The following is a 13,854-nucleotide window of genomic DNA, read 5'->3' on the forward strand; positions in this document are numbered from 1 at the left end:
TCTTGCACCGGGTATGGTTAACAAACGGTTTTGGAGTGGTCTTCGCATGGCCAGAGGAGAGACCATCCGTCATTGCCTGCGACAAACGCAAAGCGTTTGCGCAAGGGAGCGAAGCGACGAAACAATCCATCTATCGGTTGTGCCGCGGCATGGATTGCTTCGCTACGCTCGCAATGACGTTTAGGCGGCACTCACGCCGACGCCGATCGGGCACGACACGCCGGTGCCGCCCAATCCGCAATAACCCGCCGGGTTCTTGGCGAGATATTGCTGATGATAGTCTTCGGCGAAATAGAATTCGCCCGATGGCGCGATCTCGGTGGTGATGGCGCCGAGCCCTTTGGCGGCCAGCGCCTTCTGGTACATAGCCTTCGACGCGTCGGCGGCCTGGCGCTGCGCATCGCCAAAGGTGTAGATCGCCGAACGATACTGGGTGCCGACATCGTTGCCCTGGCGCATGCCCTGCGTCGGGTTGTGATTTTCCCAGAACGTCTTCAGGAGCTGCTCGTAGGAGATCTTCTTCGGATCGAACACGACCAGCACCACTTCGGTATGGCCGGTGCGTCCCGAACAAACCTCTTCATAGCTCGGATTGGGCGTATGCCCGCCGGCATAACCGACGGCGGTCGCATGGATGCCGTCACCGAGTTCCCAGAACTTGCGCTCTGCGCCCCAGAAACAGCCGAGGCCAAACACCGCCTGCTCGAGGCCTGCTGGATAGGGCGGCTGCAGCTTGCGGCCGTTGACGAAATGCGTGGTGGCGGTCGGGATCGGGGTGGCGCGGCCCGGCAGCGCTTCGGCTGCGCTCGGCAACGCGGTGGTCTTGCGCATGAACAACATGGAGTACCTCCAGGCGGGACATCGGCGGACGCGATAACGGCGTCGGCTGGTTGGCCCTCTATATATGCCTTCTACGCCGGATGCCGCAGCCCCGTTACACCGCCCCCGAGGGCGGGCGGGGCCGGGTCAGTCCCGCGAATAGCCGATCAATGGCTTGCGGGGCCGGAACAGGATCATGAGCAGAATGCCGACCACGCCCAGCACGGCAAAAACCGGCTGATCCAGCAGGACCTTGATGACGCTGTTCCAGACCCAGGGTGCGTTACTCTCGACCCAGGTCCGGAATGCCAGCTGGCTGGACTGATGGACGTCGTTCCAGAACTGGCCAAACCGGGTGAACCGCAGGGTCTGGTCGGCGACGAAACGGGCGCCGTCATAGACCATGAAGATGAATCCGCCGGCCAGGAGCAGCAGGCCGATTAGCCGGAAAAAACCGCGGATCATGCGTCACCTTGATATCTGTCGCCCCCAAAGGCAGTCAGCCAATACCGGGGGCACCCCGGAAATTCAACCTCGTCAGCACCTTACCCGCCATTTCCGGCTCCCTTCCCGGCCTTTCGGGGAGGGTGGAAAGCGTTGACGGTGCAGGACTCGCCCTCTATAAGACCCCCAATGGCGGCGGGCGCAATCCCGCCGCCGCTGTTCTTTGAGCAGCGCCAGCCTCGGGAGCACTTTGGCTTCCGTCCATGGCACCCTCAAGAACGGCTTACGTCAGAACACCCTGGAAAACACCACCAGCGTCCATCACGCAATTTGAACGGCCGGCGCGCTCGAGCCCGACCACCCGAGCGATGACAGCCGAAGGATAGTTGAGAACATGGCCAATACCACTTCCGCCAAAAAGGCGACCCGCAAGATTGCCCGCCGCACCATCGTCAACAAGTCGCGCCGCACGCAGATGCGTGGCGCAGTCCGCACCGTCGAGGAAGCGATCAAGAGCGGCGATCGCGAGGCGGCGCTCAAGGCGATGAAGCACGCGGAACCGGAACTCATGCAAGCTGCACAGCGCAACATCATTCACAAGAACAATGCGAGCCGGAAGGTGTCGCGCCTGACGCACGCGATCGCCAAGCTCGCGAAGTAAACTGACAGAAATAGATATTCGTCAAAAGCCCGGCCTCGCCGGGCTTTTTCTTTTTCGGACATTCCGGGGCGTGCGAGCGCGAACCCGAAAATCCATTTCGCCGCGCACATGCATCCTGTTGCATTTTGGGCTCACGCTGAAAGCGTGCACTGTGACAATTCAATTGTCCCGTTGCTGAACACCGCCTTACGTGTCACATTTCCAGCGCCCGTAATTTTACGAGGTGCAATTTATTGCACCGGCGTTGTCGTGCGCACTTGCGAGAAGCGTGAGCGCAACCGCTGACCAATCCGACGCCAGGTTCTTCCGCCCGCATCCCTGCCGCGCAGGTTACCCTGAAAAACAATTCCGAAAAACGACGTCTCGCTAATCACTTATCCACATAGCGAGCACAAGCGTTTTGAAAAATGGTCCCGGTAACCACGATTGTAACGGTTTCTTAAAAAATTTTGCGAGTGCAGCGAAAACTGTCACGCTCGTTGACGCCGCGCGATTCTGCGCGCGGATTCAAAAACTTGGTGTGGAGTTTCGCAATTGCAGTGTTGCAACACCGTCGAAGAGTCCGGCAACAGCGTCGAATCACGGATTGTCAGAAATCGCGCTTGGTGTATTTGTTACTCGTTCGCGACGCTCAAGGCTCTCCTGACCAGCGCGGTATGAGACCCAAGAGCGGACGTGCAAATCGGCGGCGGTGTGCGCGTTAGCGACGCTTTCCAAGCGAAGCTGAGTTGGTAACTCATAGCAATATGAGAGCGGCTGTTCTGTGTCTAAATTTCCCGGCGTGGTGCTCGCGTTCAGCGCGTTCCGGATAAGGGGAATAAGGCAAGGGGAACTAAGATGCTTGCCGACGATGCGAAGATTGGGAACGCGGAGATCGTGAACGTGTTGAAGACGACAGACTGAGGTACGCGGCGGCGCAGCGGTCGAGCAAGCGGATGTTCGGTAGCGGCAGACTGGCTTTGAAAACACTGGTGATGTGATTGCTCGCCGCGCGTTCTCGCGGTGAGAGGGGGAGGTACTATGCTTTACGGAATCAACGCGACATTCGACACGCTCATTTCCATCGAGACCGCTTCTGAATCCCTGGACGAGGTTTCCAGTCGTCCACCCACGCGAACTCCGGCTAGACCGGCGAGTACGCGCTGACCTCGCGGTAGCCTCTCACTCCATCCAGCCTTTGAATCTGACAACGGCGATTCCGCCGAACGCCCGATCCATGTCTGGTGGCTGAAGCTTCGCGTCGAGGTCACGTCTGGCAGGAAACCTGCAAGGCAGCCCGCCAGGCGATTTCGTAAAACACCATTACTCATTCAGAAAAGTTCTCAGGCAATGACAAATATCGAACAGGATCGCTGGTCGCGCGTGAAGGGACGGTTGCGGACGAGTGTGGGCGAGGACGTCTATACGAGCTGGTTCGCGCGCATGGATCTGGAAGGCGTGCAGGACGAAAGCGTGCATCTGTCGGTTCCGACCCGGTTCCTCAAGAGCTGGATCCAGGCGCATTACGCCGACCGCGTCCTGACCTGCTGGCAGGCCGAGATGCCGGAAGTGCACCGGATCGACCTTACCGTACGCACGGCGATGCGCTGTGCCGCGCCCGCCAAGGAAACCACGGCGCCGGCCGATCAACGCCGCATCGAGCAGGCCAATGGCCGGCCCGCGCCGGAATTGCGCGCCACCGCGACGGCGCCGGTATCCGCCAGCCATGACGCGCTCGGCGGCTCGCCGCTCGACCCGCGCCTGACCTTTGCAAGCTTCGTGATCGGCCGCTCCAACACGCTGGCCCATGCCGCCGCGCGCCAGGTCGCCGAAGGACGCCGCGGCGATCCCGTGATGTTCAACCCACTCTACATTCACGCCGGCGTCGGCCTCGGCAAAACCCATCTGCTGCAGGCGGTGACGTGGGCCGGCAATTCGGGGAGCGAGCGCAAGGTGCTCTATCTCACCGCCGAGAAATTCATGTACGGCTTCGTCGCCGCGCTGAAGACGCAGACGGCGCTGGCGTTCAAGGAAGCGCTGCGCGGCATCGATGTGCTCGTGATCGACGATCTGCAGTTCCTGCAAGGCAAATCGACCCAGGCCGAGTTCTGCCACACGCTGAACGCGCTGATCGATGCCGGCCGCCAGGTGGTGATCGCCGCCGACCGCCCGCCATCCGATCTCGAGAGCCTCGACGATCGCGTGCGCTCGCGGCTGGCCGGTGGCCTCGTCGTGGAGATGGGTTCGCTCGGCGAAGAACTGCGGCTCGGAATCCTGAAGTCGCGCGTGGCGGCGGCGCGTGCGCATCACGCAAGCTTCGACGTTCCGGAAGCGGTGCTGGACTATCTGGCGCGCACCATCACCCATAATGGCCGCGACCTCGAAGGCGCCATCAACCGCCTGCTCGCCCATTCCAAGCTCAACGCCCAGCCGGTGACGCTGGAAATGGCCGAGCGCGAGGTGCGCGACCTGATCCGCCCGCAGGAACCGAAGCGGATCAAGATCGAGGACATCCAGCGGGTGGTCGCCCGGCAGTACAATGTCAGCCGTTCGGACCTGCTGTCGTCGCGGCGGACCGCCAACGTCGTCCGGCCGCGCCAGGTCGCGATGTATCTGGCGAAGACGCTGACGCTGCGTTCGCTGCCCGAGATCGGCCGCCGGTTCGGCGGACGCGACCACACCACGGTGCTGCACGCCGTGCGCAAGATCGAGGCGCTGGTGGCCCGCGATACCGCGCTGTCCGAAGAGGTCGAGTCGCTCAAACGGCAGTTGCAGGAATAGCGGCAGCCGGAACAGGACCTGCGCCTTAAGGAGTTGGCTCCTCCCAACCTCTCCCTCCCCTGATCCCAGATGTGGGAGAATTGGGGCGGGAGAATTTTTTTCTGCCGCCATTTTTCGCCGCAAAAGTGGGGAACGGGGCCCGCTCTCCCTTGCACCGGCGCCCCATCCGCGCCACCTTGCGGTCCCCCCGGGGGTTTGATCAACTCCGATCCTGATCCGGCTTTTCGGGTTTCCAATGCCGCGGCGCTGCCTTTACGGGCCGCCCGGCTTTTCCATCTCTGGCGGGTAATGCAATGAAGGTCACCGTCGAACGCGCGCAACTGCTGAAGTCGCTGGGTCACGTCCATCGCGTGGTCGAGCGCCGCAATACCATCCCGATTCTCGGCAATGTGCTGGTCCGCGCCGAAAACGCCAGGCTGTCGCTGAAGGCGACCGACCTCGACCTGGAGGTAACCGAAACGCTGGCGGCCGAAACCGCGACCGGCGGCTCCACCACCGTGCCGGCGCACATGTTCTACGACATCGTCCGCAAACTGCCCGATGGCGCGCAGATCGTGCTGGAAGCCGACGGCGACCGTGCGGTGCTGGCGATCCGCGCCGGCCGCTCGCGCTTCACGCTGCAGACCCTACCCGAAAGCGACTTCCCGGATCTCGCCGCCGGCGACATGACGCATTCGTTCTCGCTGGCGGCTGCCGACGTCAAGCGCCTGATCGATCGCACGCAGTTTGCGATCTCGACCGAAGAGACGCGCTATTATCTCAACGGCATCTATCTGCACACCGCCGGCAGCGCCAAGGCCGCAACGCTTCGCGGCGTGGCGACCGACGGACATCGGTTGGCGCAGATCGATCTGGCGCTGCCCTCCGGCGCCACCGGCATGCCCGGCGTGATCGTGCCGCGCAAGACGGTGGGCGAGGTGCAGCGGCTGATCGAGGACAATGAAGCCGAAGTCAAAATCGAACTGTCGCAAGGCAAGATCCGCTTCACCCTCGGTAACGTCGTGCTGACCTCGAAACTGATCGACGGAACCTTCCCGGATTACGGCCGCGTCATTCCGCAGAACAACGACAAGGAACTGGTCGTCGACAAGAAGGATTTCGAGGCGGCGGTCGACCGCGTCTCGACTATCTCCAGCGAACGCGGCCGCGCGGTGAAACTGGCACTCTCCGCCGGCAAGCTGGTGCTGTCGGTGACCAATCCCGACTCCGGCAGCGCCACTGAAGAGCTGGAAGTCGAATACGCTTCCGACGCGCTCGATATCGGCTTCAACTCGCGCTACCTGCTCGACATCGCTGCCCAGATCGAAGGCGAAGTCGCCGTGCTGCGCCTCGCCGATCCCGGCTCGCCGACGCTGGTTCAGGACAAGGACAACAAGGGCGCGCTTTACGTGCTGATGCCGATGCGGGTGTGAGCACTTCCGGCGACCCGCGCACCGATCTTCCCTCTCCCCTTGTGGGAGAGGGTGGCGCCTCACGAAGTGAGGCGACGGGTGAGGGGTTCGCGCCGCAAACGCCAAGCCATCGACCTGTCGCCAAGCGCATCCGCCATTTCGCCCGAAACATGCGGCGCGAGCCAACCGACGCTGAAGCGGCTATGTGGCGATTGCTCCGTGATCGACCCCTCTCACAGTTTAAATTCCGGCGGCAGGTCCCCTTTCAGAAGTTCATTCTCGACTTTGTCTGCTTCGAGAAACGCGTTGTCATCGAAATAGACGGCAGTCAGCACGCATCGTCTGAGCGCGATGCGACACGGGATTCCATCCTGATGGCTGAGGGGTTTCGAATCGAGCGGTACTGGAACAACGACGTGCTGCAACAACCTTCCGCCGTTCTGGAGGACATTTTCGCAAAGCTTGCCGAGCGGTAAGATACCCCTCATCCGGCGCTTCGCGCCACCTTCTCCCACAAGGGGAGAAGGGAAGAAAGACCGACGCTCCCTCATGACACCCTCCCGCATCCAACGCCTGTCCCTCACGCACTTCCGCAACTATCGCGCGGCGAGCGTGCAGACGCGCGGTGATGTCGTGGTGCTGGTGGGGCCGAACGGCGCCGGCAAGACCAATTGCCTGGAGGCGATCTCGTTTCTGTCGCCGGGACGCGGCCTGCGGCGCGCGACGCTGGAGGATGTCGCCGACAACCAGGGCGACGGTTCCTGGGCGGTATCGGCCGAGGTTGAGGGCGCGCTCGGGCTTGCCACGCTCGGCACCGGTATCGATGCGCCCGCCGCGGAGGCGGCGTCGACCAGCCGGCGCTGCCGGATCGACCGCGAGGCGGTGAGTTCGGCCACAGCGTTCGGCGATCACTTGCGCATGGTGTGGCTGACGCCCGCGATGGACGGGCTGTTTCTCGGCGCGGCTTCCGAGCGGCGGCGCTTCTTCGACCGGCTGGTGCTGGCGATCGACAGCGAGCATTCCAGCCGCGTCTCGGCGCTGGAACGCTCGTTGCGTTCGCGCAACCGCCTGCTCGAAGTGCGTAATTACGACGACCACTGGTGCGACGCGATCGAGCGTGAAACCGCCGAGCTTGCGGTCGCGGTCGCCGCAACGCGCGGCCAGACCGTGACGCGACTGGCGGCGATGCTGCGCGAACGTGGGCAAGCTTCGGCCTTTCCGTCGGCGCAGATCATGCTCGACGGCTGGATGGAAAACGCGCTGGTCAACGAGTCCGCGACCTCAGTGGAGGATCGCTACCGCGAAATCCTGCGTGCGAGCCGCGCCCGCGACGCCGCGGCCGGCCGCACGCTGGACGGGCCCCACCTCACCGATCTGCAGGTGGTCTACGCGCCGAAGAACATGCCGGCGCGCGACGCCTCCACCGGCGAACAGAAGGCGCTCCTGATCGGGCTGGTGCTGGCCCATGCCACCCTCGTTGCCGAAATGACCGGCATCGTGCCGCTCCTGCTGCTCGACGAAGTCGTCGCGCATCTCGATCCCAACAGACGCAAGGCGCTGTTCGATGAACTCGCAAAGCTCGGCGCGCAGGTCTGGATGACCGGCGCCGATCCGGCCGCCTTCGTCGATATCGGCGCGACCGGCGAGATTTTCGACGTGGAAGCGGGTCAGGTGAGCCGCCGCACCTGAGTGCTTAACGCGCCCTGCCCGCGGGCGCCACACCGCCGAGCAAGCGGTCGATGATCGAGTCGATCAGAAATGCTGATCCCTTTTCGGTCAGGTGCACCTGATCGCTCACGACAACATCTCCCGCCGCATCGCCAAGGCGCGTCAGGCAACCCTGCGCGTTGCAAAAGACGTCCGATGCAGAGATGAATTCCGCACCGAGCGGCTCGAGCCTGGCGCGCATCACCGCATCATAAGCGGTCGGAGGTGCGGCATTGGGCGAACGTTCCGGGATCAGCGCGCGATGAAGGATGAAATACCTGAGCACCTCGGAGGGAAGCCCGCGCCGCCACGTCGGTACGCCGCCGAGAACGACGACGCGTGCGTTGGTCTCCTTCTTCAGCGCGATCACCGTCTCCGCCACATTGTCGAGATGTTTTTCCCAGGTTCCGTGCAGCAACACGACATCCGGCCTGATCTGCCGGACGAGCGAAAAGACCTTGTCGTTCATCGTGCGGCAATTGGGCAGGCTCACAATGTCGGCGTTGAGCGCCGGAATGCAGGAACTGGAGGTAAGCTGTGCAATGCCGAAGCCTCGCTCCTCCTGGGCTTTGCGCAGGCCGGGCAGCAGCGCGCCGGCTGTCGAATCGCCCCAGATCAGGACCAGCGGACGCCGATCGCGCTCAACGCAAGTTTCGGCAAACGTCGTTTCGCGGCTGAGATCGAGCAGGCATTCATGAAACCGCCACTTGAAGCTCTCCGTCCGCACGCTGGCCATGGCGCGGATTTCCGGCGGCAGCCGGAAGTCGAAGCCGCGGCCCCAAATGACGGCAATACCCGCAACCGCTATCATCGCCATGCCGGCCCCGAGGCTGAACATCTTGCGCCGGTTCGGGAGGCCGAAACGGAACGGTATCTCGACAAACCGGTAGGTCGCCCAGGCCAAGAGCGCACTCGCAAGCAATATCAATTGGCGCTCCGGCAGCGTCAGCGGACCGAATTTGATGATCCCGCCGAACACCAATAACGGCCAGTGCCAGAGATAGAGCGGGTAACTGATCAGCCCGATCCACACCAGCGGCGGGCTTGCCAGCACGACCCGGTTCACCCACGCCGCGGGCGCGGATAATAGAAGCGCGCTGCCGGCGACCGGCAGCACCGCCCACCAGCCCGGAAAGGCGCGGTGGCTGTCGAGAATGATGGCTGCAACAGCGATCAGCGCCACGCCGATCCAGGCGCGCCGGCTGCTCGCCACGCTGGAATGATTGACGTTGATCCAGCCGCAGGCCAGCACCGCGCCAATCAGCAGTTCAAACGCACGCGTGAACGGCAGATAGAACGCCGCGATCGGATTTGAGCCGATCAATGCCACGTTGAACAGGAAAGAGGCGATGCCGAGCATCGCAGCCATTGCCATAATGCTCATTCGCAGCCGTGCTGCGAGCATCAGGAGCAGCGGCCAGAACAGATAAAACTGCTCCTCGATGCCGAGCGACCATAGATGCAGCAGCGGCTTTTTGGCGGATTCGACGTCGAAATAGCCGGACTGCAGCAACAGCGCGATATTGGCCAAAAACGCCGCGCTAGCGAAACTGTCGCTGCCGAGTTGCACCAAGGCAGCCGGGAGCATCCAGAACCAGCCCAGCATCAATGTCGCAGAGAGCACCACGATCAACGCCGGGAAGATGCGCCGGATGCGCCGGTTGTAGAACTCGACCAGGTTGAAGCGGCCGAGTTCCAGTTCGCGCGTGATGATGCCCGTGATCAGGAAGCCCGAAATCACGAAGAACACGTCGACGCCGATGAAGCCGCCCGGCATGGCGTCCGGGAACGCATGGAAATTCAGGACCAGCATCACGGCGACGGCCCGGAGGCCGTCGACATCGGGCCGATATTTTGATGAAGGCTGGGACAATGGAACGCTAACCCGGGATCGCTGTGGACGGCGGACAACGACTACAAGCTGCCGCGCCGCCTTTCTCTAGCAGGTCCGCGGCGGCATGCCATTTCCCGCCGCAACGACAGCCAAAAATCCGCACGCCGAGGGCGCAGAATCAGCCGTAGAATCGCGCTTTTCGAGAGTGCCAGAATCGACCCTCGGAGACCTTGAAAAAGTGTAAAAAACCACCATTTATTCAACGACTTGTAGACAGAGAGATTGCGCTAGGCGCGATGCCTCTTTCATGGCACAAATAGACCAATCAGCGCCTCATATTGCGCGGCTGATTCGGGACACCCGCGAAGGCCTCACATGACAGAACCTGCCCGGCAGACTCCTGCCGAAACTGAGCATCCCATTCCGGTCGAATATGGCGCGGAATCGATCCGGGTGCTGAAGGGGCTCGACGCCGTGCGCAAGCGGCCGGGCATGTATATCGGCGACACCGATGACGGTTCCGGCCTGCACCACATGGTCTACGAGGTCGTCGACAACGCCATCGACGAGGCGCTCGCGGGCCACGCCACCGCGGTGGAAGTCATCCTCAACGCTGACAACTCCGTGACGGTGCGCGACGACGGCCGCGGCATTCCGGTCGACATCCACAAGGGCGAAGGCATCTCCGCGGCGGAGGTCATCATGACCCAGCTCCACGCCGGCGGAAAGTTCGACCAGAACTCCTACAAGGTTTCCGGCGGCCTGCACGGCGTCGGCGTCTCCGTCGTCAACGCGCTGTCCAGCAAGCTGCAGCTGCGTGTCTGGCGCGACGGCAAGGAACATTACATCGAATTCGCCCATGGCGATGCGGTTGCCCCGCTCAAGGTCGTCGGCGATGCCAATGGCAAGCGTGGCACCGAAGTGACCTTCCTTGCATCCACCGAGACTTTTACCAACGTCGAATATGATTTCCCGACGTTGGAGCATCGCCTGCGCGAGCTCGCGTTCCTGAATTCCGGCGTCAATATCGTGCTGTCAGACATGCGCCACGCGGTCGAGAAGCGCGAGGCGATGCGTTACGACGGCGGCGTCGAGGAATTCGTCAAATATCTCGACCGCAACAAGAAGGCGATGGTGCCTGCCCCGATCATGGTTCGGGCCGAGATGAACGACATCGGCGTCGAGGCCGCCTTGTGGTGGAACGACAGCTACCATGAGAACGTGCTGTGCTTCACCAACAACATCCCGCAGCGTGACGGTGGCACCCATCTCGCCGGCTTCCGCGGCGCGCTGACGCGCCAGGTCAACGGCTATGCCGAGGCCAATGCCAAGAAAGAAAAGATCGCGCTGACCGGCGACGATTGCCGCGAAGGCCTCACCGCCGTGCTGTCGGTGAAGGTGCCGGACCCGAAATTCTCCTCGCAGACCAAGGACAAACTGGTGTCCTCGGAAGTGCGGCCCGTGGTCGAGAACGTCCTCAACGAGGCGCTGGCGGCGTGGTTCGAGGAGCATCCGAGCGAGGCGAAAGTCATCGTCGGCAAGGTGATCCAGGCGGCCGCCGCGCGCGAAGCTGCCCGCAAGGCGCGCGAACTGACCCGCAAGAGCCCGCTCAGCGTCTCCTCGCTGCCCGGCAAGCTCGCCGACTGCCAGGAGAAGGACCCGGCCAAATCAGAACTGTTCATCGTCGAGGGCGACTCGGCCGGCGGCAGCGCCAAGCAGGGCCGCAACCGCGAATTCCAGGCGGTGCTGCCGCTGCGCGGCAAGATCCTCAATGTCGAACGCGTCCGCACCGACAAGATGCTGTCAAGCGAGCAGATCGGCACGCTGATCACCGCGCTAGGCACCGGCATCAGCGACGACTTCTCGGCCGACAAGCTGCGCTACCACAAGATCATCGTGATGACGGACGCCGACGTCGACGGCGCTCATATCCGCACGCTGCTGCTGACCTTCTTCTACCGGCAAATGCGCGAATTGATCGACCGCGGCCATCTCTATATCGCGCAGCCGCCGCTCTACAAGGTGACGCGCGGCAAGTCCGAGCAGTACCTGAAGGACGAGCGCGCGCTGGAAGATTATTTGATCGCGACCGGGCTCGACGACTGCGTCTTCAAGCCGGCGACGGGATCGGATCGCGCCGGCCGCGACCTGCTGTCGCTGGTGGAAGATGCGCGCATCATCCGCGGCATCCTGAACAACCTGCACAGCCGCTATAACCGCAAGGTGGTCGAGCAGGCGGCGATTGCCGGCGTCCTGAGCCCGAAGATCACCAGCGATATCGCCACCGCCAATGCCGCCGCCGACTACATCGCCAGGCGCCTCGATGCGCTGGCCGACGAGGTCGAGCGCGGCTGGACCGGCCGTTTCACCGAAGGCGAAGGCTTCTTCTTCGAGCGCACCATCCGCGGCGTCAAGGACGTCGCCATCATCGACGACGCCCTGCTCGGCTCCGCCGACGCACGCAAGCTCGACGATTATGCCGTGAGACTTCAGGAAGCCTATCCGAAGCCCGGCCTGTTACGCCGCAAGGATGCGGAGACCGCGATCCATGGGCCGGTCAGCCTGTTCGAGGCGGTGACCGACGCCGGCCGCAAGGGCGTGGCGTTGCAGCGCTATAAAGGTCTCGGCGAAATGAACCCCGGCCAGCTCTGGGAAACCACGCTCGACACCAACGAGCGTTCGCTGCTGCAGGTGAAGATCAAGGAGGTCGACGAAGCCGACGACATCTTTACCAAGCTGATGGGTGACGTGGTCGAGCCGCGCCGCGAATTCATCCAGGATAATTCGCTCAGCGCCAATGTCGACGTGTGAGGCAGGACGCGCCCGTGTCGCCCATTCAATACATCGTTGAAGGCGGCCACCGGCTCGCGGGGACGATCGAGCCGTCCGGCAACAAGAATTCTGCGCTGCCGATCATCGCCGCCGCCCTGCTCACCGAGCACCCGGTCACGCTGGAAAACGTGCCGCGCATCCGCGACACCGAGACGCTGGTCGAACTGGTCCGTTCGGTCGGGGCCTCGGCCGAATGGAGAGAGCGCAATACGTTGGCGATCCACGCCAAGGAAGTTCGCGCCGCGGATCTCGATCCCGAACTCTGTGCCCGGATCCGCGCCTCGATCCTGCTGGCCGGGCCGCTGCTCGCCCGTTGCGGCGAGGTGGCGCTGCCGCCGCCCGGCGGCGACGTCATCGGCCGGCGACGTCTGGACACGCATTTCCTCGCCTTTGAACAATTGGGCGCCACCGTCACCGCGACGCACCGGCTGGAATTCCGCGCGACCAAGTTGAGGGGAGCCGACGTATTCCTCGACGAGCCCAGCGTCACCGCGACCGAAAACGCGCTGGTCGCAGCCGTCGCCGCCCATGGTACCACATTCTTGCGCAACGCCGCCTCCGAGCCGCATGTGCAGGACCTCGCGTATTTTCTGGTCGCGCTCGGCGCGAAGATCGAGGGCATCGGCACCAACACCATCATCGTGCACGGCCCGGCGACGCTTGGTGGCACGAACTATTCCATTCAGCCCGACCATATCGAGGTCGGCTCCCTGATCGGGCTCGCCGCGGTGACGCGCTCGCCGCTGCGCATCGCGAAAGCCGGCGTCGAGCATCTGCGCTCGATCCGGATGGGCTTTGAACGGCTCGGCATCGTCTGCGGCGTCGAGGGCGACGACCTCGTGGTGCCCTCGGGCCAGACCATGAAAATCCACGACGATTTCGGCGGTCACGTGCCGAAGCTGGAGGACCAGCCCTGGCCGGCCTTCCCGGCCGACCTGATGTCGATCGCGATCGTCACCGCCACGCAATGCGACGGCGTCATCCTGATGTTCGAAAAGATGTTCGAGTCGCGGATGTTCTTCGTCGACAAGCTGATCTCGATGGGCGCCCGCATCGTGCTGTGCGATCCGCATCGCGCGATCGTGGCCGGCCCGAGCCGGCTGCGCGGCGCGGCGATGATCTCTCCCGACATCCGCGCCGGCATGGCCATGCTGCTGGCGGCGGTGGCTGCCGAGGGCACCAGCACAATCAACAACGCCGACCAGATCGAGCGCGGCTATGAGCGCATAGAGGAACGGCTCAATGCACTCGGCGCAAAAATCACCCGCGTGCCGGCACGAGACGGTGGCTAGACCCAGGCGCCGTCACTTTTCTGACCTTCGTCAGTGGTATAGCGTTTTCGAGCGAAGTGGATCCCGGGTCGCATAGCAATCAAGTTTACGCAGATTGCGTAGACTTATCTGCGG

The 13,854-nt window shown here is 63.1% G+C and carries 10 protein-coding genes; 7 read left to right on the plus strand and 3 right to left on the minus strand.

The window, feature by feature from the left end; translation table 11 throughout:
* Nucleotides 1-180: 180 nt before the first annotated feature.
* Both msrA and V1286_RS33655 read right to left on the minus strand, forming a co-directional pair.
* Complete coding sequence (gene msrA, locus V1286_RS33650) at nt 181-840, minus strand: peptide-methionine (S)-S-oxide reductase MsrA (RefSeq protein WP_334487311.1); 660 nt, start codon at nt 838-840, stop codon at nt 181-183.
* A gap of 126 nt (nt 841-966) precedes the next feature.
* Nucleotides 967-1,284, minus strand: a complete 318-nt coding sequence (locus V1286_RS33655; RefSeq protein ID WP_334487313.1) for a hypothetical protein — start codon at nt 1,282-1,284, stop codon at nt 967-969.
* 373 nt (nt 1,285-1,657) lie between these two features.
* Here V1286_RS33655 and rpsT point away from each other — a divergent pair, with 373 nt between their 5' ends.
* The 5 genes from rpsT (at nt 1,658) to recF (ending at nt 7,764) form a co-directional block, all read left to right on the plus strand.
* On the plus strand, nt 1,658-1,924 hold the full coding sequence (gene rpsT, locus V1286_RS33660) for a 30S ribosomal protein S20 (protein ID WP_108512615.1): 267 nt from the start codon (nt 1,658-1,660) through the stop codon (nt 1,922-1,924).
* A gap of 1,329 nt (nt 1,925-3,253) precedes the next feature.
* Nucleotides 3,254-4,684, plus strand: a complete 1,431-nt coding sequence (gene dnaA, locus V1286_RS33665; RefSeq protein ID WP_334487315.1) for a chromosomal replication initiator protein DnaA — start codon at nt 3,254-3,256, stop codon at nt 4,682-4,684.
* A 293-nt stretch (nt 4,685-4,977) separates the two neighbouring features.
* Nucleotides 4,978-6,096, plus strand: coding sequence for a DNA polymerase III subunit beta (gene dnaN / locus V1286_RS33670; RefSeq protein ID WP_334487317.1), 1,119 nt, complete (start codon nt 4,978-4,980; stop codon nt 6,094-6,096).
* A 41-nt stretch (nt 6,097-6,137) separates the two neighbouring features.
* A complete protein-coding gene (locus V1286_RS33675; protein WP_417021296.1) occupies nt 6,138-6,551 on the plus strand; it encodes an endonuclease domain-containing protein in 414 nt (137 codons plus the stop codon).
* Between the two features lie 73 nt (nt 6,552-6,624).
* Nucleotides 6,625-7,764 carry a DNA replication/repair protein RecF gene (recF, locus tag V1286_RS33680; protein ID WP_334487319.1) on the plus strand — a complete coding sequence of 380 codons (1,140 nt, stop codon included), beginning with the start codon at nt 6,625-6,627 and terminating at the stop codon, nt 7,762-7,764.
* Between the two features lie 4 nt (nt 7,765-7,768).
* On the opposite strand, the gene V1286_RS33685 is transcribed toward recF, so the two are convergent.
* Nucleotides 7,769-9,655, minus strand: coding sequence for an acyltransferase family protein (locus V1286_RS33685; protein ID WP_334487321.1), 1,887 nt, complete (start codon nt 9,653-9,655; stop codon nt 7,769-7,771).
* A 336-nt stretch (nt 9,656-9,991) separates the two neighbouring features.
* Between V1286_RS33685 and gyrB the strand changes: the two genes are divergently transcribed.
* Together gyrB and murA are read left to right on the plus strand one after the other, a co-directional pair.
* Entirely contained in the window at nt 9,992-12,427 is a 2,436-nt protein-coding gene (gyrB, locus tag V1286_RS33690; protein WP_334487323.1) for a DNA topoisomerase (ATP-hydrolyzing) subunit B, read from the plus strand.
* Nucleotides 12,428-12,441: 14 nt separating this feature from the next.
* Nucleotides 12,442-13,740 carry a UDP-N-acetylglucosamine 1-carboxyvinyltransferase gene (murA, locus tag V1286_RS33695; RefSeq protein WP_334487325.1) on the plus strand — a complete coding sequence of 433 codons (1,299 nt, stop codon included), beginning with the start codon at nt 12,442-12,444 and terminating at the stop codon, nt 13,738-13,740.
* The last annotated feature ends 114 nt before the right edge of the window (nt 13,741-13,854 follow it).

The sequence above is a fragment of the Bradyrhizobium algeriense genome (assembly GCF_036924595.1).
Taxonomy (GTDB): domain Bacteria; phylum Pseudomonadota; class Alphaproteobacteria; order Rhizobiales; family Xanthobacteraceae; genus Bradyrhizobium; species Bradyrhizobium algeriense.

What these genes read in the sequence shown, in the direction of transcription:
- msrA (WP_334487311.1), bottom strand. Translation starts at nt 840, where the DNA reads ATGTTGTTCATGCGCAAGACCACCGCGTTGCCGAGCGCAGCCGAAGCG.
- V1286_RS33655 (WP_334487313.1), bottom strand. Translation starts at nt 1,284, where the DNA reads ATGATCCGCGGTTTTTTCCGGCTAATCGGCCTGCTGCTCCTGGCCGGC.
- rpsT (WP_108512615.1), top strand. Translation starts at nt 1,658, where the DNA reads ATGGCCAATACCACTTCCGCCAAAAAGGCGACCCGCAAGATTGCCCGC.
- dnaA (WP_334487315.1), top strand. Translation starts at nt 3,254, where the DNA reads ATGACAAATATCGAACAGGATCGCTGGTCGCGCGTGAAGGGACGGTTG.
- dnaN (WP_334487317.1), top strand. Translation starts at nt 4,978, where the DNA reads ATGAAGGTCACCGTCGAACGCGCGCAACTGCTGAAGTCGCTGGGTCAC.
- recF (WP_334487319.1), top strand. Translation starts at nt 6,625, where the DNA reads ATGACACCCTCCCGCATCCAACGCCTGTCCCTCACGCACTTCCGCAAC.
- gyrB (WP_334487323.1), top strand. Translation starts at nt 9,992, where the DNA reads ATGACAGAACCTGCCCGGCAGACTCCTGCCGAAACTGAGCATCCCATT.